Below are 23,013 nucleotides of genomic sequence, written 5' to 3'. Positions count from 1 at the left end.
CCTATTAACTATGTAAGCGGCTCGAGAGCGAGTCCACAGCATGCTTAATACTGCCATCCAGTACGGTTTCACCATCTTTGAGCACCATGCCGCCCATCAATTCCTCATTAACGTCAATGTCTAACTCGATAGAACATTGATATTTTGCCTCCAGAGCCTTAGTCAGATTTTCTGCCTGAGACAATTGCAGAGGCTCTGCCACGATGACACTGACCAACTTGGTCCGCTGGAAGCTAGCGACTATTTCTTCAAAGCTTGCTTTGATATCCGTAATCAAAAAAAGTCGGTCATTTTCTGCAAGGATTTTGAGGAAGTTGGTAAAGTACGGGTCAATATTCTCGCCACATACATCGACAACTATCTGCGACCAAACCGCTTTATCACTAACCGATGCCATTACTTCACTGGCTTGAAGCTCATCAATCACCTGACTTGCAAAGGCCAACATATCGCTCCAAGACGCCAGAGAGTCGTGCTCTTTGGCAAACTCAAATGCAGCCTTTGCATAGGGACGAGCAATGCTATTTTCGTCGGACATTATTCCCCCCTTTAGATTTCACGGATTAACTTATCGACAAACTCACGGTTGGTTGATGTATCCAAGTTTTTATCAATCAGTTTTTGCGCACATTCAATTACCAATGAAGCCATTTCGTCCTTGAGGTCGTTCTTCATTCGGTTTCGCTCCAACTCAATATCACCCAGGCCTTGCGCCACAATGCGTTCCTTCTCTTGTTCAGCAACCGCTTGGGCTTCTGCGATAATCTGTGCCTTGCGCTGATTACCTTGCTCAACCAGTTGCGAGGCGTTTTTCTTGGCTTCATCTATCAATTGCTGGCCATTAGCCTTTGCGATTTGCAGTTCCTTTTCCGCATTAGCCGAGAGAGACAATGATTTAGCAATTTCATCTCGCCTTTCATCCAGTAACGCCAATAAAGGTGGCCACACGTACTTCATGCATAGCCATACAAAAATCACAAAGGAAATTGCCTGGCCAAGCAGGGTTGCGTTTAAATTCATAACATCCCCAGATTAAGCTTCGTTATTTATTAGGATTAGGCCACAGCAAAAATAATGTAGAGACCAATACCAACACCGATCATTGGGACTGCATCAACAAGACCCATCATGATGAAAAACTGGGTTCGAAGCATAGGGGTCATATCAGGTTGTCTCGCTACGCCCTCTAGGTATTTACCTGCTAGGTTACCAATACCGCTTGCTGCACCCGCAGCACCCAAACCAATTAACAAAGCACCAGCGACGTAAAGAATTGCACTTGCAAGATCCATAATAATTCCTAGATATAATTTAATTCAGTGTAGTAATTCGAAATTAGTCTTCTTCAACCGCCATCGCTAAATACACGACGGTAAGAACCATGAAAATAAACGCTTGTAAGAAAACGATTAAAATGTGGAATAATGCCCACGGCACACTCAGAGCCCACTGCATCCACCATGGCATTAATGCTATCAGGATAAATATCATTTCCCCTGCATACATATTGCCAAACAAACGTAAACCTAATGAAATTGGCTTAGAAATCAGTGTGATCATTTCTAAAACAAAGTTAACTGGATATAACAAAGGGTGACCGAACGGTTGTGTTGTTAACTCTTTGATAAACCCTTTAATGCCTTTATGCTTGAGTGTATAGCCAATGATTAGAATAAACACACCTAATGCCATTGACATAGTGACATTCACATCTGCCGAAGGTAAGTCCCTAAAATGTTCAAACCCTAGTATTCGGGTAAACATCGGAAAATAATCAATTGGCAGTAAGTCAATTGCATTCATTAGGAAAACCCACACAAAGATAGTTAACGCCAATGGGCCAATTAACTTATCTTGGGTCTTGAATATCTCCTTAACCAAATCATTTACAAATTCAAAGGTGATTTCTATGAAACATTGAAAGCGACTGGGAACACCACTTGTCCCTTTTGTTGCGACATATCGAAAAACACCAATAAAAACAAGACCAAATAACCAAACCATCAACATAGAATCAAGGTTCAGACTCCAAAAGCCTTCACCGATAGTGAGGAAGGTCAGATGGTGCTCAATGTAATCATGAGCAGTTGTTAGTATTTCCACCTCATTTAACCCTACAACTGGTTAACTAAAAGCAGGCGTGATTAAATGTGCTAACGTAGTAACCACATAGGCGAGAAGCATCTCTGTATAACTCACTGATGAAAAATGAATTACTGAAATAAATAGCAATGCTGTATATGCCCACTTGGTTGTAATATTTGTCACCGCTAAAGACTTAGGATTAAACACACCAAGTACCTTAACTTTGAAGTTTGCCATTTGCATTCCAAGTTGTGTCGGAAGAATAGATATAATCACTCCAAATAACACAGACTTAATGTCGATATGACCATTTATTGCAAAACAAATGAACACCAAGGTTGAACCAACAATACTTTGACTAATCAACATGCTATTAGCAGCTTGCTGTATATCATCACTCGCTAAACCATTCAATGTTACCCTCCCAATAACTATAGTGTGACTTAAAAACTCCTTTTATATTCATGCTTTGAGAATAAACACATTATATTTAATGAAATTAATAACTGCACATCACATTTGACGGATAAAACCCTACATAGAAATTTATAACAATTCCAACTAAAAGGTATTGAAAGAAAGAGTAAATATATTTATATTATTCCCTCAACATACAGCAAGCCCATCGTTGCTGTATATATGTTGTAACTGCTATGTTCATTTTAACTTTTTTTCATGTTCCTCAACGGACGAGGAGGCCTGACATTCTTTTAATGTAATAGGCTCTTTGCCCTAATTTTATGCCATTAGTATCTACTATTAGCATAGAGTTAGGGCTTTTTTTTAAGTAGCTATTGGCTATTGGCTATTGGCTATTGGCTATTGGCTATTGGCTATTGGCTATTGGAAATATACTTAACGAGAAGAACCCCAGCAATATAAAATTGCTGGGGTTATATTTAATTAAAAAATATTTTTAATTAAAAAACTAGACGTTAATTAAAACGTATAACGCAGGCCTAGACGTACTGTGTCTTCAGCATCAACGGTACGGATGTCACCGTAGCCATCACCAGCATCCAGTCGGTTGTTCATGTACGACAGGTAGCCGTAGATGTTATCGGCAAAATCATAGCCTGCGGTCACCTCGATAAAGTCTGATGTTTTGTCTCCATCAATCTCTTGGTTCTGGTATGCACCAATTAGTTTGAAGTCATTATGGAATTTGTACTGAATGGCAAATTCAGTACCGTTGAAATCCTCGGTATCATTGTAATCACCGTTAGTGTAAGTCAATGCGGTGTACAAGCCGCCATGAGAATAGTTCACACCGGCAATAACTTGGTTCTGCTGTTGGTCAATACGCACATCATTTTCTACGTATGAATCATTTGCCGAATAACCCAAAGCGATACCTACACCTACAGGGAAACTGTAGAGAACCGATACACCGTAGCCATCTGAGTTGTCTTCCTCGCCTAGAATATAGCTAGCCTGGACATTGGCACCGCCCACCTGTACACCATAAGCAATGGTATTGTTTACCTGCTCGTCACCAGATGCGATGAAAGACTTCTGTGCACCTGTAAATGTTGCGATATCCGACATATCAGAGATTTGTACACCGGCAGTATTTTGGCGACCAAAAGACAGTGCACCCCAATTGCCTTTCAGGCCAGCGTACATGTAACGCTGCTTGAAGTTTGTCTCTTGTGAGTTGTCATCAGACGAGTTCACCGTTTGCTCGGCTTCGTAAAAACCATAGCCGGTCAGGTTATCGTTAATTTCCGTTGAGCCACCGACATTCAAACGAAAACGGCTTTTGTTCTGCATTGTGCCGTCAACTTTGTCGCCATTTTCTTTGCCATTGAAATCACCACGGAATTCAGCACGACCACCGATGTTTAGTTCACTTCCATTCTGGCTATAGACATTCGCTGCTGTTGCTGTCGTCGCCATGCTCGCTAAAGCCAGAGTGATAAGTGTTTTCTTCATTTTTTAATTTCCTAATTTGTGTATCGATAGAAAAGCAATAAGATATTTTTGCTTGTTTTTTTAATGAGAACTGACGGGAAGGTTAGACTTAAGTTTATTTATCCTCCGCATCAGATAGCGGAGACAAATATAAGATAAAAATATATAATCCGATAATCTCTTTTGATGGACCAAACCCATCACTATTTGTTAAAATAAATAAAAAGCCTGCGATACACAGCAGGCTATTTAAGTACTCATAGTCATTTAAATTAAAATATTAACCGATGACACTGATAAATCCTTGTAGGATAACTAAGTTAACCATATCAATAAAAAAAGCACCGACAATAGGAATCACAACAAAGGCCTGTGGTGATGGGCCATACTCGTTAACGAGCGTTCCCATGTTCATGACAGCTGTAGGTGTGGCTCCTAGCCCAAACCCACAGTGTCCTGCCGATATCACAGCGGCATCATAGTTTTTGCCCATCACCCGATAGGTGACAAAATATGAGAACAACGCCAGAATCACCGACTGTGTCAAAAGAATAAGTAAGAATGGAACAGCCAGATCAAATATATTCCATAGTTTCAAATTCATCAGCGCCATAGCCAAAAACAAATACAGTGAAACCGTACCTAAAATGTCTGTGGTTTCGGTATCTACTGGGTTAGCTTTAACCACATCACAAGTATTGGTAATAATTACCCCGATGAACAATGCATAGACAAAATCTGGGATCATCAACCAATCAATAGCCAAGCTATTAATATATTGATGGAGGTATTTCGCCCCTGTCACACACAGCATGATCAAGAACAGGTTAGCCATCACTTTCTGCGCTGTAACCCGCTCTATTTTTGTTTCAATAAAGGTAACGACATTCGACTGCTCTGGTTCCTTATCACTATATGTTTTAGATAGATCATTCTTACTGATCAACCTTTTACCAACTGGGCTACCAATAATCCCGCCCATCACAAGACCAAAGGTCGCAGCAGCCATAGCAATCTCCATGGTATGCTCAAGGCCAAAGCTGTCAGTAAATGTCTGCGCCCAAGCAGCCCCTGTACCATGCCCGCCTGATAAGGTTATTGAGCCTGCAATGAGCCCCATTAGTGGTTCAAGACCCAGCATAGTCGCCATTCCAACGCCTACACCGTTTTGAATTACTATGTAAATTGAGGCAACCACTAGGAAAACAAAAACTTTAGCCCCACCCTTGGCAAGTTGCTTAAAGCTAGCCGCCAGGCCAACGGTACTGAAAAACATCAGCATTAAGGTGTTTTGCAGGGGTAAATCAAATTCTATCTGTATTCCACTGAGATGAAGGGCAGTAATGATACAGGCGATAACCAAACCGCCGACAATAGGCTCGGGAATACTAAACTTGCGAAATAAAGTGACATGTTTATTGATAACTAAACCAAGAATAAGCACACAAATTGCGATTAGAAAAGATTCCAGTGCGCCAATTGAAATTAATGTATCCATAGAGCCTCGACGTGCTGAGCACCCAGTAACTGAATCTGGACGTTAGAAATTAAGTGGTATTCATTCCATAGAGAAAATCATTAAGGTAGAAAATAAACAGGAAGGTGTTCGCACCTTCCTGTTTTATAGCAACGAAAAAAATAATTTTAATTCATATAATTAAACAAAATACCGTTATCTTTTAGTACCTTACAGGTACCAAACTGAAGGGCTGGGTCTTGACCTTGATTATACTCAGCATCCCATTTGTACTTCTCTTCAAACACACCATCTTTATCAACAACCCAAACGTTATCGCTTTCGCTGTCATATTGGTTAAAAATCTCATCAGTGAACCACACCCGAGACATTTTGCTTTGCAACGCTTTATCTTTGCCGCTCAAAGACAACATTTTCTGCTCATCCATGTTGTAGTTATTGTTAAATACAAAGGGAAGCTCTGACCCGTTACAAGCTTTACCAGTCAAACAGCCAATAGATTTAACAATACCGTTGATTTTATCTAGAATGCCGTCATTATCACCTATCGGCCAAACAGAGAACCCTGCATTATATTTAAACTGATACAATGTTACCGGTTGCTTTTGCTCTTGTGCCAAAACATATGAAGCACAGTCAAATAGTAAATCATTTAATAGCTTATGAAACTTACCAATATTTGCTGCGGCGCCACCATCAAGCAATGATTGATCGTTGTTCGGCTTATAATCTTCTAACTTAAATATCTCTGATGTTGTATCGCTACCAAAGAACAAGCTTGCAACAACTGGGTACATATTTTGGCGCACCGGTTGGTCTAAATCTAACTTTATTAACTCTCCCAGAACAGTACGTACTGTTTCTAAAGTTTCTTTTAGACCATCTTCAAGCTCTGACTCTTCACCCGTTAAATGATCAAATAGTTCATTGATTGTTGTGTCATACCCAAGTTCAGGAAGCAGCAAAGGCTGTTCATCACCATCGGAGATGTTGTATAGAAATAGCAGTTCTATCAATGAAGCAAAGCTGTTTGATTCATGCTCGTTGAACCCCAGCACTGTAGGAACTTTAAATTCTACTTGATGCTTCTGCTCCGTGACGTGGTAGCCTTTTTTCTCCGTGATGAATTTTTTATAGTTCTCTATATAAGGAGCATAAGGCAACAGTGAAGATGTACTATATGTACTCAACAAGTTGCTTAATTTATTACTAATCTTGGTATCAATGCCTTTTGCTTTTTCTTGTACGACTAATAGTTTATCAATAGGCAAGTTTTTAAGAACGTTTTCGCTGCTCTGTTCTGGGTACTCTGTATTTGCAAAATCAACCAATGATTCACTCAGTGCTGCCGCTGACTTGTTGCTTTTTAAAGCAAGTCCTACCGAGTTACTTTGCATTATTGCTTTCGAGAAGTACTTTCCAGCAATGTCATCAATTCTGTCAGGGTCTTGCTCTTCATCTGTTACTTGTTGAAGAATAGCGATTGAGCTGGCACCAGCGCCTTGGCCAAACACTGTGACATCTTGACTATCACCACCAAAGAATCCAATATTCTGATTTACCCATTCTAAAGCCCTTTTTTGGTCACCTATTCCATAGTTGCCCCCCTTTGGATCATCTTCAGGGTCAATCCACAAACTACCCAACAATCCCAAACGGTAATTCAAGGTCACTGCAATAAACGGTTCTGTACGCTCACCCAATGCAGTATCAGAAACACTTTGTGCGACAATCACATCACCGTGATTCATTTTGTGTGAGCCGGAGCCGGTCTCAAATAATCCACCATGAATAAAGACATATACCGGAAGTTTTCCGTAATTTTCAATATTTGCTGGTCGCCAAATATTCAGGTTAAGGCAATCTTCTGATTGGGTGGTTGTGCTCGCACTTGATTGCGGGCAAATATCGCCGAAATCTATGGCGGCAATATTGCCACTCAAACTTTTCACCTGGCTGTGCTGAAAACGACCAGCCTCTGCAAAACGAATCCCCTTGTAGGCTTCGATTTGCACTTTCTCTGTTTCGCCTTGGATATTATTTATTTGAACAGTTTCAGTCACGCCTGTAATTGTGGCGTTATCGCTATATACCACCGCGCTATTGTTAACTGGGCTTTCATTTTTATTATCACCACCACAGGCGGCCAAGCCCATGGCAATCGTTGTTGCCACCAGAGTACGAGTAAACAGTTTCATAAAAATCTTCTTCAGAAAAATAATCGTGAATTAAGTCATGCCCAACGTGCTAAACGAATGCCACTAGCCCGTGAATGAAGCGTATTGTAGAGAGATGACATCAAATGCCGTAATCGATTATGTAGGACGTTATCCACCCTTTGCCCGACAACAATTAGAGCCTTTAAAAACCAGAGCCCACTTGGAAATACAGTGCGCTGTCGCCTTCGCTGAAAGCCACATCTACTCCCATATGGATACCGTAGCGGCGGGCAATTTGGTAGCGGAAACCCACACCATAGGCATCGACACTACTTTCGCTCTTAGTCAGGGGATTTTTCAAAAGCCCATTATCCGTTGCCTTACCGGCCCCATAAAAACCCGATACAGTCCAACGGTTGTCTAGGTGGTACATCAATTGACCTTGCAGGGTGGTTACTTCGTCCCCTTGGTATCGAAACGCAGAAACGCCTCTTAGGTCGATATAGGGCTTAGACAATGGAGGTAAAAACCATTCATCTGTTTTCAGACTCTGGTAATCACCTGCGACAGCTACTGTCCATTTGTTATTGATAGGGATATAGCCTTGCCCCTCCAATTTGAACTGGTCATACTCATAGTCGCTACCGATGGCCTCGCGGTAGAGATCGTATTCGGCGTTAACCACAAAGCCATTACGCGGGAAGAATAAGTTGTCTATGGTTTCGTATTTCGCCAATATGCCAAGACTGGACATATTGGTCTCTTTGCCCATAAAACCAGTCAGAAGCTTGTCTGCTAAATGATTGGAAGATTCAATCGTCGAGCGGGAGAAAAACTGTTTAACACCAAGCAACAAAGGAGAGTCTCCTACCCTGAATTCAGCTTTTTGCAATACCACAAGGCCAGTAGATTCAGTATCAAACGCTAACTCGACGTCATTACCACCGAGTGAAAGCGTGTCATAGATATCAAGTTTGGCGTTACCGTACCCGACAGCGCCCAAATATCGGATTTTGTCTTTATTCCACGTCCGGCGATGAGCAGCGAAAGCCAGCCAGGTACCGTTTTGGGTCCCCGCCGCTCCAACAACAGTCACAGCCGGTGGTATTAGCTGGGCACCACCATCTAGTGATTGTTGTGCGAGTTGTTTGCGCTGCTGCTTTTCTGATTCGGATTCATGGAGAAAGATCCCCATCGCTCCGCCACCATAGCCCACAGCAGGTTCAGTGATAATGATAGGCACCGGCAAAAAACCATAGGCGTTCTCAGCCAGATAGTCACCCATGTCAAATTTACCATCCACAGGATCGGTGAATGAGATAGCGTTTGCTGCTGGAATAGCAGTTATGGCTGCACTTAAAATGGCAGCCGTGGTCGTGATTTTTTTTAACATGGAGAAATAATATAATTATTTTAAAAAAAGACTTTCATTAACTGGAAGCCGGTTAATATTTGAAATGGCTTAATCATCGCTACACCCAGCATGGAACAAACCAACATCAACGTTGGTACTAACCCTTTGTTGATAAATGCAAGAAAGTTGGGTAGTTGACTTTTAGTTTTACAGTCCAAAATAAGCAACCCTCTGCAGCTTGTATTTATTTTTCGGGAAAAATATATCGTCCTGGGCAGCAATTGTTTGCAATTCCCACTCATTCAATTGGTATGTTTTCTCCAATACAGAAAAGCTGGCATTGTTACAAAACTCAAAGGCAAGTCGAGAATTTTGACTACTTAGGTATTTCCCCGTGAATAGGGCTGAAATCAAGTCACCGACACCAACGGGTTGTTTGGCAAAATCTAGATATGGACGTTCGGCTAGCCATACACCATCTTTAGACGCCATCATCATAGTAAATTTGTCTTTGCTAATACTGTGAAGATGTTTAACTACAACCAATTTTGGGCCTTTGCTCAATGCGACCTGACAAGCCGTAATAGCATCTTGCAAATCGTTGATCTCTATGCCAGTAAACTGGGTTAGCTCATACTGGTTAGGCACGATAATATCCGCCATTGGCATGACTTGGTTAATCAAGACTTCTGCCACACCCGGCGCAACGATACAGCCTTTGGCTGGGTCACCCATTACAGGATCGCAGGTATAGATAGCCTCAGGATTGCGCTCTTTTACACGCTTTACTGTGTCAATAACCGCTTCACACTGCTCCGCACTACCCTGATAGCCAGACAACACCGCTTGGCATTGACCTAATTTCCCTATGTTGTCGATACCGCTAACCAGCTGGGTAATATCTTCAGCCGCAAACGCTCTGCCTGTCCACCCTTGTTCATATTGAGTATGGTTAGAAAACTGCACGGTATGAATGGGCCAAACATCAAACCCCATCCTCTGCAACGGAAATATCGCTGAGCTATTCCCTGCTCTTCCATACACAACATGTGATTGAATGGACAGAATACCAGACATATCTCACCTTCTTCGTTATTTATTAAAGGAAACTAGGCCACATATTACTGGCCGGTGAATTTGGCCGCATAGAGTAAGTAGTCTAAGGAGAATTTAATAATCGTTTTTGACGGATAGCATCCATCGTTATTGATGGTTTTAATTATTGACGGGTATCGTCCTACATAAGTGATTATTAGATTATTTGCTCTCGCCGTATTATTTTTCACGAACCGGAGCACAGACATTGTTTTGTCGCTCTAATATTTATTCACGGTAATTACCGCTGAATATCAAACATGACATTATATTTTATTGGTAAAATGATGGCTATTATTCAAAACTTAATTAGTAGTTCGCCTTTTATCGCCCTATTTTTAACATTAGCCTTCGGTTACTTAATTGGTAAAATTACAATTGGCCGATTTGTACTAGGTGGTGTTGCAGGTACGCTATTAGTAGGTGTACTTATTGGGCAATTTGGCGTACATATTGACCCGGGCGTAAAAAGCATTTTCTTTGCACTCTTTATTTACGCTGTTGGTTTCCAGGGCGGTCCACAGTTCTTTAGTGCTTTGAACTTCCGAACTGTAAACATCCTGCTTTCTGCAGTCGTGATGACAGTCACCGGTTTATTGTGCGTACTGGCAGCGGCTTGGATCTTCGATCTAGACCGGGGTACTGCGGCAGGACTTGCTGCGGGTGGCCTGACTCAGTCTGCCATTATTGGTACAGCGGGTGATGCAATTGCCAAGCTTTCCGGCCTGACAGCAGAAGCTAAGCAACTGATGCAAACCAACGTGGCTGTTGGCTACGCGGTAACCTATATCTTTGGTTCATTGGGTCCTATCTTGATGGTGACCTGGATTATCCCAAGCATCATGAAATGGGATATCCGTGGCGAAGCGATCAAACTGGCTGAAAAAGTATCTGGTGGTAAACCTGAACTTGCGCCGGGTGAATTCAACGCCCTTACCGACTTGGTAACCCGTGCTTACCTAGTTGATGCGAAAAGTAGCCTACAAGGCAAAACCATTGCCAAAGCCAATGAAAAACTCATTGATATCGCTATTGAAGTGATTGAGCGTGATGGTAAGAGCCTTGATATCGATAAATACACTCCTATTCAAAATGGTGATGTCGTCATCGTTACTGGCCGCCGCAACCAAGTTCGTGAGTTTGCCAAAGAAATTGGCCGCGAAGTGCCAGTACCAGCCGGTATCGAGCTTATCGAAGAAAACCGCCAGCTTATTGCGACTGATTCCAAGCTGATTGGCAAAACCCTAGAACAGGTTAAGCGTGAAACCAACAATGATATCGCCCGTGGCGTATATATCACAGGTTACCAGCGTGGCGGCAACAACATCGAGATCACTCCAGATCTTGTGGTTAAGAAAAACGATGTTATCCAGCTGACTGGTTCAGCCAAAGACATCAACCGTGTCGAGAAAAACATTGGTAAACGCCTTGGCTCAGCTTTTGTTACCGACTATGTGTTCTTTGGTCTGGGTATGGTACTTGGCCTTCTGATTGGCATGATCAGCTTCAAGATTGCGGGTATCCCGGTCACTATCGGCTCAGGTGCAGGCTGTCTGATTTCAGGCCTAATGGTTGGCTGGTTGCGTAGCCGCAACCCTCGAGTGGCTTCGTTCCCACAGGGCGCTGCTAACTTTATCCGTGACTTCGGTCTAGCTGTATTCGTCGGTATCGTTGGCCTTGAGGCTGGCCCACAAGCTGTTGTTGCCGTTAAAGAAAATGGTTTGACCCTATTGCTGCTAGGTGTTTGCGTCACGCTTATTCCACAACTGGTTTCTTTCTTCTTCTCTTACTACATCCTGAGAATTAGAAACCCAATTGAAGCGCTTGGTTGTGTAACCGGTGGCCGCAGTGCAAACCCTGCATTTGCCGCCCTACTTGAAAAAGCAGGCAACTCAACACCGGTATTTACCTTCACAGTAACTTACGCGGTAGCAAACGTATTACTGACACTTTGGGGCCCAATTATTATCGGCATTATTAGTAAAAACGCCGGTATGTAATCCCCTTACTTAATTCGAAAAACATTAACTCAACACTTGCGGGTGTATTTGGGTCGGCCAATTACACCCCACCCTAAGAGAATAAAGATTATGACTACTGAAACTAACACTATCGACTTTTCAAAATTCGCGAACCTAAGCCCATTTGAGCTTAAAGATAAACTGATTGAAGTGGCACAAACAGTACCAGACCGTGCACTGCTAGATGCTGGCCGTGGTAACCCTAACTTCTTGGCAACGCTTCCTCGCCGCGCCTTCCTGCGCCTTGGTGACTTTGCCCTGGAAGAATCTGAGCGTACATACTCTTACCTAAACGGTGGTTTCGGTGGTATCCCTGACGGTGTTGGCATTGTTGAGCGCTTCGACACTTTTGCTAAGCAAAACGCTAACGCAGAAGGCGTGAAGTTCCTACAAAAAGCATTGAGTTACACTAAAGACCGCCTAGGTATCGATAAGCAAGTATTCCTTAACGAACTTGTGAATGCCTTCCTAGGCTGTAACTACCCAGTGCCAGATCGCATGCTAACCAACATCGAGCAAGTGGTTAAGCAATACATTGGCCAGGAAATGTATGGCAATATCCCAATGTCACACGATTTCGACCTATTCGCGACTGAAGGCGGTACAGCGTCAATGACCTATAGCTTCCAGTCTATGTTCAACAACGGCCTACTGAAAAAAGGTGACAAGATTGCGCTTATCACACCAATCTTCACTCCTTACCTGGAAATCCCAGAGCTGGCTGAATACGAACTAGAAATTGTTGAGCTTCGCCTAGATGAAGAAACATGGCAGCTACCGGATGCAGAAATTGCCAAGCTAGAAGACACGAATATCAAGCTTCTGTGCGTGGTTAACCCAGCAAACCCTGCATCGGTGAAAATGTCTGATGAGACACTAGACAAGATTGCAACGCTAATTGACACCAAGCGTAAAGATCTGTTCATCATTACTGATGATGTATACGGCACATTTGCAGATGATTTCGTATCTCTATTTGCTAAATGCCCATACAACACCCTATGTGTTTACTCATTCTCTAAATACTTCGGTGCAACAGGCTGGCGTCTGGGCGTTATCGGTATTCAACACAACAACGTGTTCGATGACGCACTACAGAACCAATCTGAAGAACAAAAACTACTGCTGGATGACCGTTATAAAACACTGACTCCAGAGCCTCGTACTATTAAATTTATCGACCGTATGGTTGCAGAAAGCCGTGGTGTTGCCCTTAACCACACAGCAGGCCTTTCTCTTCCACAGCAGGTTCAGATGGCACTATTCTCACTAGCTTGCCTAATGGATGCGGAAGAAACCTATAAAGATGCGTGTAAGAACATTATCCGCCAGCGTTACAACACCCTATACAAAAACATGGGTGTTGAAATGGAAAAAGATGTCAACCGCGTTGATTACTACACCCTACTAGACCTTGATGTACTGGGTGCCAAAATGTACGGCCAAGAGTTCGTTGACTGGTTCAAAGGCAACAACAAAGGTAAGGACTTCTTGTTCCGCCTTGCTCATGAGACCGGTGTAATCTTGCTACCGGGTAAAGGTTTCGACGTTGTACACGGATCGGTACGTGTATCACTGGCTAACCTGACTCACCACGAGTATGAGTTGATCGGCCGTGAAACCCGTAAGGTGCTAGATGAATACTACAATGACTTCATCACAGCCACACAAGCCTAAGTATTAATAACTGTGACTCCCCCTCACAGCGATTAATAAAATAAATTTAAGCCCAGCAAACATCCTGAGTGTTTGCTGGGCTCTTTTCTACTTGGAGGCTACTTTGACCCCTTTTTCATTTCTTCAACTACAAGCCTTTGTCACTGTCGCTCAAGCAAAAAGTTATAGTCGGGCTGCCATCCAACTTAAAAAAGATCGAAAAACTATCAGCGAGCTAGTCGAAAACTTTGAAATTAATGTCGGCTACCCAATGTTTCAAAAAGATGGTAGAACAATGAGCCTAACGCCACTTGGGTATAAACTCTATCTCAGAGCCCAAATACTCAGCGCAGATATCTTTGGATTCGAGCGTTACGCCCACTCTCTTTCTGAAGCTTCCAAATGCCCAGTATCCTTGTGTTTTGATGAAAGCATTCCAGAGCGCTGGCTAACGTTAACCCGCAACTTTTTTAGCGAGAAAAACATTCCACTTAATCTACTTAAAGTCTCTCGTGAACAAGGAGAAAAATTGCTTCGAAATGGCCGGTGCCAATATGGCTTATTTTTGGCTCGTGGACAGGTCCTTAATCCAGAGTTCCAATGGAAAGCAATGCCACAAATCGCTCTTTGTCCAGTGGCGAGTGAATCAACATTTTGTTTCGATAAGTATGCCTCAATCAAAGAGCTTTCACAGATAAAACAGAGGGTTTATTCAAGTAACCTAGAACCAAAATATTATTCAAACCTTCTGGTATCCGATAATTATGTGATAGAAAGTGACTTACAAATACTTATTCATGGTTTGCAGAGCGAACCGAGCTGGGCCTTTTTACCAGCTAGTCTACTGACAGCTCTTCCTGATGAAATCGATGTTGTTGCCGTCGACATAACAGCAGCCGGTTTGTACCAGCAACCAGTCTTACTTTGGGCTTCGACAGAGCCGCCATTCCTTAATGAAGTTATTGCTTTGCTTAAATCTGTCGAATGCTAAATAAGACTCTTTCATCAAATCCTCAAGCGAAAATTATTAAACAATATCATATAGATATAATTTCAATGTCGACAATTAAATCGGGGGGTTCTCCCCCGTGTGGTGGGTAGTTACCATAAAGGTTTTTCCTTAATCTAACTATACAAACAAACGAGGAAAATCATGAAACGTAAATTTATTGCAGCCTGCCTTACTGCAGCTATGACAACCGCTACCCTTCTCCCTGTAACATCAAATGCATGCACACGTATGCTTTGGAATAGTGAAAGTGATCTAGTTTTAGTCGGAAGGAACGAAGACTATTTCTCTGCCTCAGCTCCTACTTTGGTCAAAACACCACAAGGTGTAACGCGGTCTGGCAGCTCAAACGAAAACATTGCAACCATCGATTGGACAGTAAAGTATGGCAGTATCGCTGCCTTTGCTAATAATCGATTTCCAATGGATGGTATGAACGAAAAAGGGCTAACCGCACGTACACTCTACTTCAACGACGGTGCTATTGATGAAATCAATACAGAGCAAGAGCAAAAACCCGTTTTGGAAGGCGATCACTGGGTAAGCTACATATTGGATAATTTCGCCACCGTTGAAGAGGCAATTAAGGGTTTAGAAAAAGTGCGCCTCGTGGCGATTAAAGGTGGATATAGCTATTCAGCCAGCCCTAAGCACCTTTCAATGGCCGATGCATCTGGTGACTCTGCCATTGTTGAAATCCAAAACGGAGAAGTTAAGATTTTCCATGGTAGGGAGTACCAAGTCATGACTAACCCGCCAAAGATTCAAACCCAAATAGCTAAGGAAAAAGCTAATCAAATAGACCCTAATGACGGCAGTTTCCCTTCAACTTGGAGTGCAGAAGACCGTTACCAAAAAGCACAATATTGGTTGGATAACTTCCCATCAATCAAGGCAACTGATGATGTCAATGCAGCATACGGCTTTATGTATTCCGCATTAGGTAATACAGCCTTTGTTCCAGGCATTGCCCTTCCAGATGAGGATAAAGAGGTTGGAGAAAAAATTCTCAAGCACACCCAGGACAAAGACACATATGGTGTAGCAACTTACTTGCAGTCTATTTCTGACCTCACTAATTTGACCTACAGAATAAAATCCGTATTGGCTCCTGCAGATGTCTACATACATCTTTCGGATATTGATTTCAAACAAGGCAGTAAAGTAGAAGTGATCCCTCGTATTGATCGTTATGCTCAAAAAGGTATTGAAGGTAATATTTCAGACCAATTTATCGAAATCAATACTCTCGATATTTACGGTCAGGAAATAATTAATTAACCCTTTCACTTCATCGGCTTCTTGTCTTTTACAAGAAGCCGTTTCACTTTTCCTATTCTTCATTGATGAGGACTCAATCATCACATCATGATTTAAAATCATTCCTTTTTATCTTTATTATTACCCCGTCTTCAAGAGATGAACAAACCTGTAAATTTTCTTTTATGTTCAACTCTTCAATTATCAATTTTAAATTCAGAGTGAATAATGATCATGAGCAAATATGAAAAGCTAGACAACGAAGTAAAAGCCCTTTCTGATGTTATTTGGGATATGGCCTCAAATGTATGGGATTTTGCCGAGCTAAGTTATGAAGAATTCAAAAGCTCTGCTTATGAAAGTGCGGTATTGGAAAAGTTTGGCTTTGAAATTGTCGAGCGTGATATTGCAGGTCTTGCTACCTCATGGGTAGCCACTTGGGGTACGGGAAAGCCAGTGATTGGTTACCTTGTTGAATTTGATGCCTTACCGGGCCTTGGAAACGACACGGTACCTTTTCAGGAGCCAACCAAAAATGGTAACACCAACGGCCATGGTTGCGGTCATAACCTCATTGGTTCAAGCTCAATCGGTGCCGCTATCGCACTGAAAAACCATATGGAAAAAGAGAACATCCCCGGCACAATCAAAGTCTACGGTTGCCCAGCAGAAGAAGCGTTGAACGGTAAAAACTACATGGCTGCGACGGGCCTCTTTAACGACCTTGATATTTGCCTGCACAACCACCCAGCAATGGTTAACGCAGCCATCAACATGCACTCAACCGCTTCAATTGACTTGATCGTCGAATGGCACGGCGTCACAGCACACGCCGGTGTTGCCCCTTGGGATGGCCGTAGTGCTCTACATGCAGCTGAAATTTTCCTGATGTCTGCCAACATGATGCGTGAGCAGCTTGAACCAACAGGCCGCCTGCATTACCAAATCCTTGACGGTGGTAGCGCAGTAAATGTGGTGCCGGATCATGCAAAAGTGCTTGTTCGTTATCGTGGTAAAAGCGCCGAAAATGTCCGTAAACATAAGAACTGGCTGGAAGATATGGCCGAAGGCGCTGCACTATCTACCCAGACCAAAGCTGAAGTGACTAACCTAGGTGGCATTTATGACTGCCTACCGAATGATGTATTGGCGACATCTGTTACCGATCACATGCAGCGTTACTTCCCAATCGCTTGGACTGAGGAAGAACAGCAGTTTGCCAAATCCATTCAGCGTGAAATGGGCAAGCCGGAAGATGGCTTGGCTACCGATGTACTGCCGGTACAAACCGGGGTTGAAGTGGGTGGCTCTACCGATGTCGGTGATATCAGTTGGCAGGTGCCGACTATGGGTGTGATCTTCGCATCATGGCCTAAGCATATCCCACCACACCAGTGGGGCTGTACTGCCTGTAACGGTATGAGTATTGGTCAAAAAGCCGGTCTTCAAGCAGCCCATACTTTAGCAGCCCAAGGTTTGGAACTTATGACCAACCCTGAGCTAATCGAAAAAGCCAAACAAGACTTTGAAGCCAAGAAGAACGGCTTTGAATATCAATCGCTGAATGATTTTGACCAGAACCCACGTGGTAAGTTGGATGATCAAGCCTTGAACCATTATGAGTGCTGCCTTCATACCGCTCTTGAGCATTTTGGTATTGGCCACCAGCACAGCGAAAAGTGTAACCACTAATCGCAACATGCAACGAGATAAGCAAGTGCTGCATGGGCACTTGCTTACTTTTACTTTCCACTGGTAATCACACCCACAGAGAAGAACTGTAGTTATGGATCACACTGCTATTCTGATTGAAATTATCAGCGTTTTGGGCACGGCTGCTTTTGCCATATCTGCCGTTTTAGCGGCAGAAAAAAAAGAAATCGACCTGTTTGCCGTGATGGTACTAGGTATGATCACCGCCGTTGGCGGAGGCACCATAAGAGATTGCTTGTTAGATGTACCTATCTTCTGGGCCCAAGATCTCTCCTACATTTGGATAGCATTGGCCAGCAGTATCATCGGCTTTATCTTTTTTGGCTTACTGAAGAAAAAATGGATCAACCGTTTTTATTTGTATATTGATACCTTTGCCATCGCAATGTTTGGTATACAGGGGACAAACAAGGCCTGGGAGCTAGGATTTGGCATTCCTGCAGGACCAGTACTGCTAGGCGTCATCACCGCTGTTGGTGGGGGAATTATTAGGGATGTCCTGCTGCAACGCCCAACACTGTTATTTAGCAAAAACCTATATGCCATCCCGGTTACTATTGGCTGTACCCTGCATGCAATGATGCTTATGCTTCTCCCAGAAATTGGCAGTATCAGTGCCATTATCTCGATAGCCTTGATCATTTACATGCGCCACCTTTCAATCAATGACAAAATTACATTGCCTGAGTGGGCACTACTAGGATACAGAATCCAAAAATTTGAAAACTATCAAAATAAGTAACTCTTATTCAAAAAAAGGTGACTCTTTAGAGAGTCACCTTTTTTATTTTCTGCAATTACTGCATGGACAACAAACCGAATAACAGTATGACTGATACAGCAAAGGCAAATAAGATAATTCGCACACTTGCAATAACATAGTCTTTTTCATACCACTTAGTCTCTTGGTCATTGCTTGCCAAACGTTCAACTTCTCTTTTCAGTTCTTGAACGTCATACCGGAGGCGCGTCACCTCTTCAATTACTTGTTTTTCACTCATATCTTCATCTAAAAGCAGTTTCATCTCTATCGGGTTCATCGAAAAATAACCAAACCAATCAACCCTGTAAGGACACAGCCAAGAAAAATGGAAAAAACCAACATAAACCATGGGTGGTTGCTAGCCCATTGATTGATATCTTTCATCTGACTTACGGCCACCAATCAAGACGTTTCACTTTTTCACGTAGTTGCTCATTTTCTTTGCTCGACTCCCAAAGTAGTACTTCCAACTGGTGCCTGTCTAAGCAATGTTTGCCCAATGGTCTCTCTTGTGGATAATCGGTATTTCTAACCGCGAGGGAAAGAACATTTAAATCAATCGGTTTTGATAATGTAATGGCTGTGGGTTCAATACCTGTAAGATGTCGAAGCAATAAAGTTTTTGATAACTTTAATTTCATTTTAATCCTGAATATTAGTTGTATATAAAGCTATCCAATATTTTATATCAAGCGAATTTTAATCCATCATCTCCATTGATTGACCACACCCTCTGAATAAATCAGTGTTGTCACTTAACCCCTTCCAGTTGGAGGTAATTATCTGCAATCACCAAGCACAATACCTTTGCTAAACCACCATAAAACACGCCTCCATGGCAAAGATCGTCATGTGTTCAGAATGATTTAGATTGTAAACCGGTGTACAATTAAGACTTATTCTCAATAGGCATACATCGAATCTTCCGAATGACTGAGCTTCATGACTAAAACACAATTTTTCGCGCATTACCTGCGTATGAATCGCAAGTCATATATACTGGCGATTATCTTCATCTTTATGGTTAACTGGCTGCAGGTTGAGATACCGCGCTATATCCAATTGGCAATCGACCTCATCGGTAATGACTCTCCAAATGGCCATCACCAGTTAACCAACTATGTGGGTATGGTCGTCTTCATGGCTATTTCCATGGTTGTGGTGCGTATCTGGTCACGCATATACGGACTTAATCCAGGCCGAATCACAGAGGCTTCACTCAAAAATACCCTGCTGCAAAGGCTTAACCGCCTGCCGAACAGCTTTCACAGCCAATTCGCCTCTGGCAAACTTATTTCTATTATCAATAATGACCTAAACGGGATCCGGCTGCTGTTTGGCGTCGGCTTTTTGAATTTCGCCAATGCGCTAATGGCATTGTCCCTCACACCATTGTGGATGTGGCGTATCTCCCCCGAGCTAACGCTCTATTCGGTTGTGCCTATTGTTATCGCCTTTGTCATTTTCCGTATCGGTTTCAAAAAATTGAAAGAACTGCATATGGAGCATATGCGTCGGTTGCAAAACCTCTCGGCACAATTGATGAGCTATTTATCCGGTATTGATTTAATCAAAAGCGAGCAAATGTCTCCGTGGGTGAAAGAAGAGATAGAAACCCTCAACCAGCAGCTGCTACGCTGTCGCATGAAAATCACCCGCATCCAAGTTTTCTTTATGCCAGTGTTGGATTATGCCAATAACCTCATGAAAATCATGATATTGGGGCTTGGTGGCTATATGCTGGCCAAACAGCAACTAACCCTAGGTGAGATTACAGCCTTCCTTTCCTATTCGGTACTACTGGCTCTGCCACTGATGCAGCTAGGACGAATTGCGACTATCTACCAGCGAGGTATGGTTGGAGTCGAAAGCGTCCAAACCATCCTCAATGCTGAAGTTCCCGATCAGGATGATTTACGTTTACCGCAAAATGAGTTGGACTTGTTGAAAGCAAAGACTATCTCGGTGAGAAACCTAAGCTTCAGCTACCCTGGTGAAGACACGCTCATTCTCGACAACATCAGCTTTGATATTCCAGCAGGTAAAAAAGTCGGCGTACTTGGGAGTATCGGGGCAGGCAAAACGACTTTGGTTAACTGCCTGAACCACCATTTAGATACACCAACCGGTACTATTTTCCTTGGTGATAAAGATATTAGTACTTTTTCCCGCAGCGACCTGCGCCGCTATATCAAAACCATCACACAGGAGCCCTATTTATTCTCTGCCAGTGTAGAAGATAACATTCGCTTTGGTAGCCTTGACCCAGATATTGCCAAATCTCAAGTTGATGAGGTATTGGCACTGAGCCAACTATCTGGTGATGTCGAGCGCTTCGACCAAGGTGACCAAACCATGGTTGGCGAAAAAGGCATTATGCTCTCCGGTGGTCAGAAACAACGTTTAAGCATTGCTCGGGCACTGCTTGAACCGAGCGATTTAATTATTTTGGATAATGTCTTGTCTGCAGTCGATTACGAGACTGAACGCAAGATATTGGAAAGCCTGTTTGACCGACTACAGAATCAATCCGTGCTCGTTGTCTCCCACAGGGTTAATGCCCTTGAATATATGGACGAAATACTTGTGCTTAATGAAGGCAAAGTTATCTCCAAAGGTGATCACGCAACCCTACTCCAGACTTGTCCGTATTACTTGGAGACATGGAAACTGCAACAAAACGAAGCGGAGGCAGCATGCTAAAGGGTGTTGATGTTAAATACTTAAAGCATTTTTTAAAATTTGCCAAGAAATACAAAAGCTCTGCCATCCTCGGCGTTTCCATGCTGCCACTCACGGTAGCCACCAGTTTGTTGTTCCCTTGGCTGATTATTCAACTGATCGATACTCACCTCGCCCAAGATAATACCGATGGCATGTGGCTCTATATCACTGCCCTGCTTGCGGTGCTGATCATCGACTACATTGTTGATACCACCTATTCATACAACCTACGCAAAACAGGCCAGTACACCATTACCGATATGCGCTCTGTGCTTGTTGATCGTGTCTTAAGACTGCCCCGAAGCTACTTTGACAATACGCCAAATGGCGTCACCCTGTCGCGCCTGACCAGCGATCTTGAGACCATCGGCGAGACCTTTATCCAATCCGTTGTCGGCTTGGTACGGGATAGCCTCAATACCATCGCCCTGTTGGTAATGATGCTCTTTATCGATTGGCAGCTGACCCTGATTGTATTGCTTATCATGCCTCCGGTGATGTACCTGACTGTGTATGTTCGCAACCGCTTACGGGCACTACATTTGAAAACCCGCTCTTCATTGGCCCGTGGGATCGGCTATTTGCAGGAAGTGATTTTAGGCGTCAAAACCGTTCAGCTATACCGTGCAGAAGAAGCTGTTGAGCAAAAATACAAAGGCTATACCGATGAATTTTTGAAAGCGCAGAAAAAGGTCAACAAATATGATGCCGTTCTGTTCTCCTTCATTTCAGGTATTACCTCAATCACGGTAGCACTGATGATTTGGTACGGCTCTGGTCAGGTGCTTGAGGCATCACTGTCTCTTGGTGTGCTGATTGCCTTTATCAATACCCTGGAAAAGGTGTTTGTGCCTATCCGTGACTTCACCTCGCAGATCGCCTCGATTCAAAGCTCATTCGCAGCCTTCGATCATATCGAGGAATTGTTTGTCGAGCCGGTGGAAGAGGAAGGGCGGAATTTGCAGCCTAGCCACAAAGTTGAGAAGCAACTCAAAGAGTTTGTCAGCCTGGAGTTCAGGAATGTCAGCTTCCGCTACAAAGATGATGCCCCTTATGTGCTGAAAAACGTGTCCTTTATGTTAGAGAAAGGCCATCAGATTGCACTGGTTGGCTCAACCGGTTCAGGTAAGTCAACAATCATGCGTCTAATATCGAAAACCTACCAAGATTACGAAGGCAGCATTTTGCTTAATGGCATTGAGCTTTCTGAAATCTCCATCGATGATTCGGCCCACCTGTTTTCATTGATGATGCAGGATGTTCACCTGTTCGAGGAAACAATCCACTTCAATATCGCATTAGGTAAAGAAAACATATCCCGCGACCAAGTTGAGCAGTCTTCGCAGTATGTGTATGCCAATAGCTTTATCGAAAAGCTACCACGAGGCTATGACTTCCCGTTGGATAAAAACGGTTCAAACCTATCAGCAGGCCAAACACAGTTAATCTCCTTTGCCCGAGCAGTGGCACAAGGTGGGCAAGTCATGATGCTCGATGAAGCCACCAGCTCAGTCGATTCCATCACTGAAGATCTGATCCAAAAAGCCATGCAACGACTGTTCAAGGAGAAGACAGTTATTGCCATCGCCCACCGCCTGAGCACAGTGCGCCACTCGGATATGATCTTGGTACTTGAACAAGGCGAAATTGTCGAGCGAGGTAACCACCAAGAACTAGTAGACCAAAGCGGTGCCTATGCAGCCCTGCTCAATGACTCGGAACTGCGGGGGGATGAGTTGAAGGTTGCGAATTCGTAACCATGTAACCGTCTTACCCAATTCTT

20 protein-coding genes are annotated in these 23,013 nt (G+C 43.1%); 8 read left to right on the top strand and 12 right to left on the bottom strand.

Features of this window, described 5'->3' with window-relative positions; genetic code table 11:
• Positions 1-4 precede the first annotated feature (4 nt).
• From C9J01_RS09240 to pdxY, 10 genes are all read right to left on the bottom strand, one after another.
• On the bottom strand, positions 5-538 hold the full coding sequence (locus C9J01_RS09240; RefSeq protein ID WP_107297837.1) for a F0F1 ATP synthase subunit delta: 534 nt from the start codon (positions 536-538) through the stop codon (positions 5-7).
• Between the two features lie 11 nt (positions 539-549).
• Complete coding sequence (locus C9J01_RS09235) at positions 550-1,020, bottom strand: F0F1 ATP synthase subunit B (protein WP_107297836.1); 471 nt, start codon at positions 1,018-1,020, stop codon at positions 550-552.
• A 35-nt stretch (positions 1,021-1,055) separates the two neighbouring features.
• On the bottom strand, positions 1,056-1,292 hold the full coding sequence (atpE, locus tag C9J01_RS09230) for a F0F1 ATP synthase subunit C (protein WP_107297835.1): 237 nt from the start codon (positions 1,290-1,292) through the stop codon (positions 1,056-1,058).
• 43 nt (positions 1,293-1,335) lie between these two features.
• Complete coding sequence (atpB, locus tag C9J01_RS09225) at positions 1,336-2,103, bottom strand: F0F1 ATP synthase subunit A (RefSeq protein WP_107297834.1); 768 nt, start codon at positions 2,101-2,103, stop codon at positions 1,336-1,338.
• 21 nt (positions 2,104-2,124) lie between these two features.
• A complete protein-coding gene (locus tag C9J01_RS09220; RefSeq protein WP_107297833.1) occupies positions 2,125-2,499 on the bottom strand; it encodes a hypothetical protein in 375 nt (124 codons plus the stop codon).
• Between the two features lie 525 nt (positions 2,500-3,024).
• A complete protein-coding gene (locus tag C9J01_RS09215) occupies positions 3,025-4,020 on the bottom strand; it encodes a porin (protein WP_107297832.1) in 996 nt (331 codons plus the stop codon).
• 259 nt (positions 4,021-4,279) lie between these two features.
• Complete coding sequence (gltS, locus tag C9J01_RS09210; protein WP_107297831.1) at positions 4,280-5,497, bottom strand: sodium/glutamate symporter; 1,218 nt, start codon at positions 5,495-5,497, stop codon at positions 4,280-4,282.
• Positions 5,498-5,643: 146 nt separating this feature from the next.
• Positions 5,644-7,674, bottom strand: a complete 2,031-nt coding sequence (locus tag C9J01_RS09205) for a carboxylesterase family protein (RefSeq protein WP_107297830.1) — start codon at positions 7,672-7,674, stop codon at positions 5,644-5,646.
• 163 nt (positions 7,675-7,837) lie between these two features.
• Positions 7,838-9,028, bottom strand: coding sequence for a BamA/TamA family outer membrane protein (locus C9J01_RS09200; RefSeq protein ID WP_107297829.1), 1,191 nt, complete (start codon positions 9,026-9,028; stop codon positions 7,838-7,840).
• Between the two features lie 168 nt (positions 9,029-9,196).
• On the bottom strand, positions 9,197-10,066 hold the full coding sequence (pdxY, locus tag C9J01_RS09195; protein ID WP_107297828.1) for a pyridoxal kinase PdxY: 870 nt from the start codon (positions 10,064-10,066) through the stop codon (positions 9,197-9,199).
• A 305-nt stretch (positions 10,067-10,371) separates the two neighbouring features.
• Between pdxY and aspT the strand changes: the two genes are divergently transcribed.
• The 6 genes from aspT (at position 10,372) to C9J01_RS09165 (ending at position 18,485) form a co-directional block, all read left to right on the top strand.
• Complete coding sequence (gene aspT, locus C9J01_RS09190; protein WP_107297827.1) at positions 10,372-12,084, top strand: aspartate-alanine antiporter; 1,713 nt, start codon at positions 10,372-10,374, stop codon at positions 12,082-12,084.
• Between the two features lie 90 nt (positions 12,085-12,174).
• Complete coding sequence (locus tag C9J01_RS09185) at positions 12,175-13,782, top strand: bifunctional aspartate transaminase/aspartate 4-decarboxylase (protein WP_107297826.1); 1,608 nt, start codon at positions 12,175-12,177, stop codon at positions 13,780-13,782.
• Between the two features lie 103 nt (positions 13,783-13,885).
• Positions 13,886-14,752: a LysR family transcriptional regulator gene (locus C9J01_RS09180; RefSeq protein ID WP_158264514.1), complete on the top strand. Its 867-nt coding sequence runs from the start codon at positions 13,886-13,888 to the stop codon at positions 14,750-14,752.
• Positions 14,753-14,914: 162 nt separating this feature from the next.
• Positions 14,915-16,051: a linear amide C-N hydrolase gene (locus tag C9J01_RS09175; RefSeq protein WP_107297824.1), complete on the top strand. Its 1,137-nt coding sequence runs from the start codon at positions 14,915-14,917 to the stop codon at positions 16,049-16,051.
• Positions 16,052-16,264: 213 nt separating this feature from the next.
• Positions 16,265-17,722 carry an amidohydrolase gene (locus tag C9J01_RS09170; RefSeq protein ID WP_107297958.1) on the top strand — a complete coding sequence of 486 codons (1,458 nt, stop codon included), beginning with the start codon at positions 16,265-16,267 and terminating at the stop codon, positions 17,720-17,722.
• Positions 17,723-17,816: 94 nt separating this feature from the next.
• Positions 17,817-18,485, top strand: a complete 669-nt coding sequence (locus C9J01_RS09165) for a trimeric intracellular cation channel family protein (protein WP_107297823.1) — start codon at positions 17,817-17,819, stop codon at positions 18,483-18,485.
• 55 nt (positions 18,486-18,540) lie between these two features.
• On the opposite strand, the gene C9J01_RS09160 is transcribed toward C9J01_RS09165, so the two are convergent.
• Positions 18,541-18,855, bottom strand: coding sequence for a hypothetical protein (locus tag C9J01_RS09160; protein WP_107297822.1), 315 nt, complete (start codon positions 18,853-18,855; stop codon positions 18,541-18,543).
• 40 nt (positions 18,856-18,895) lie between these two features.
• The gene (locus C9J01_RS29485; protein ID WP_146157071.1) at positions 18,896-19,147 is read right to left on the bottom strand and encodes a hypothetical protein; all 252 of its coding nucleotides are present in this window, start codon (positions 19,145-19,147) and stop codon (positions 18,896-18,898) included.
• 301 nt (positions 19,148-19,448) lie between these two features.
• Between C9J01_RS29485 and C9J01_RS09155 the strand changes: the two genes are divergently transcribed.
• A complete protein-coding gene (locus C9J01_RS09155) occupies positions 19,449-21,209 on the top strand; it encodes an ABC transporter ATP-binding protein (RefSeq protein WP_107297821.1) in 1,761 nt (586 codons plus the stop codon).
• Positions 21,203-22,987 (top strand): ABC transporter ATP-binding protein, encoded by a 1,785-nt coding sequence (locus C9J01_RS09150; protein WP_107297820.1) that lies wholly within the window; start codon positions 21,203-21,205, stop codon positions 22,985-22,987. The genes C9J01_RS09155 and C9J01_RS09150 overlap by 7 nt, the downstream gene beginning before the upstream one ends.
• The last annotated feature ends 26 nt before the right edge of the window (positions 22,988-23,013 follow it).

The sequence above is a fragment of the Photobacterium rosenbergii genome (genome assembly GCF_003026455.1).
Lineage (GTDB): Bacteria > Pseudomonadota > Gammaproteobacteria > Enterobacterales > Vibrionaceae > Photobacterium > Photobacterium rosenbergii.
Note: the sequence above shows the minus strand (reverse complement) of the source record. Positions and strands in the feature narration are given on the sequence as shown.

What these genes read in the sequence shown, in the direction of transcription:
- C9J01_RS09185 (WP_107297826.1), top strand. Translation starts at nt 12,175, where the DNA reads ATGACTACTGAAACTAACACTATCGACTTTTCAAAATTCGCGAACCTA.
- C9J01_RS09155 (WP_107297821.1), top strand. Translation starts at nt 19,449, where the DNA reads ATGACTAAAACACAATTTTTCGCGCATTACCTGCGTATGAATCGCAAG.
- C9J01_RS09215 (WP_107297832.1), bottom strand. Translation starts at nt 4,020, where the DNA reads ATGAAGAAAACACTTATCACTCTGGCTTTAGCGAGCATGGCGACGACA.
- pdxY (WP_107297828.1), bottom strand. Translation starts at nt 10,066, where the DNA reads ATGTCTGGTATTCTGTCCATTCAATCACATGTTGTGTATGGAAGAGCA.
- C9J01_RS09160 (WP_107297822.1), bottom strand. Translation starts at nt 18,855, where the DNA reads ATGGTTTATGTTGGTTTTTTCCATTTTTCTTGGCTGTGTCCTTACAGG.
- C9J01_RS09150 (WP_107297820.1), top strand. Translation starts at nt 21,203, where the DNA reads ATGCTAAAGGGTGTTGATGTTAAATACTTAAAGCATTTTTTAAAATTT.
- C9J01_RS09165 (WP_107297823.1), top strand. Translation starts at nt 17,817, where the DNA reads ATGGATCACACTGCTATTCTGATTGAAATTATCAGCGTTTTGGGCACG.
- C9J01_RS09175 (WP_107297824.1), top strand. Translation starts at nt 14,915, where the DNA reads ATGAAACGTAAATTTATTGCAGCCTGCCTTACTGCAGCTATGACAACC.
- gltS (WP_107297831.1), bottom strand. Translation starts at nt 5,497, where the DNA reads ATGGATACATTAATTTCAATTGGCGCACTGGAATCTTTTCTAATCGCA.
- aspT (WP_107297827.1), top strand. Translation starts at nt 10,372, where the DNA reads ATGGCTATTATTCAAAACTTAATTAGTAGTTCGCCTTTTATCGCCCTA.
- C9J01_RS09200 (WP_107297829.1), bottom strand. Translation starts at nt 9,028, where the DNA reads ATGTTAAAAAAAATCACGACCACGGCTGCCATTTTAAGTGCAGCCATA.
- C9J01_RS09205 (WP_107297830.1), bottom strand. Translation starts at nt 7,674, where the DNA reads ATGAAACTGTTTACTCGTACTCTGGTGGCAACAACGATTGCCATGGGC.
- C9J01_RS09170 (WP_107297958.1), top strand. Translation starts at nt 16,265, where the DNA reads ATGAGCAAATATGAAAAGCTAGACAACGAAGTAAAAGCCCTTTCTGAT.
- C9J01_RS09235 (WP_107297836.1), bottom strand. Translation starts at nt 1,020, where the DNA reads ATGAATTTAAACGCAACCCTGCTTGGCCAGGCAATTTCCTTTGTGATT.
- C9J01_RS09240 (WP_107297837.1), bottom strand. Translation starts at nt 538, where the DNA reads ATGTCCGACGAAAATAGCATTGCTCGTCCCTATGCAAAGGCTGCATTT.
- atpE (WP_107297835.1), bottom strand. Translation starts at nt 1,292, where the DNA reads ATGGATCTTGCAAGTGCAATTCTTTACGTCGCTGGTGCTTTGTTAATT.
- C9J01_RS29485 (WP_146157071.1), bottom strand. Translation starts at nt 19,147, where the DNA reads ATGAAATTAAAGTTATCAAAAACTTTATTGCTTCGACATCTTACAGGT.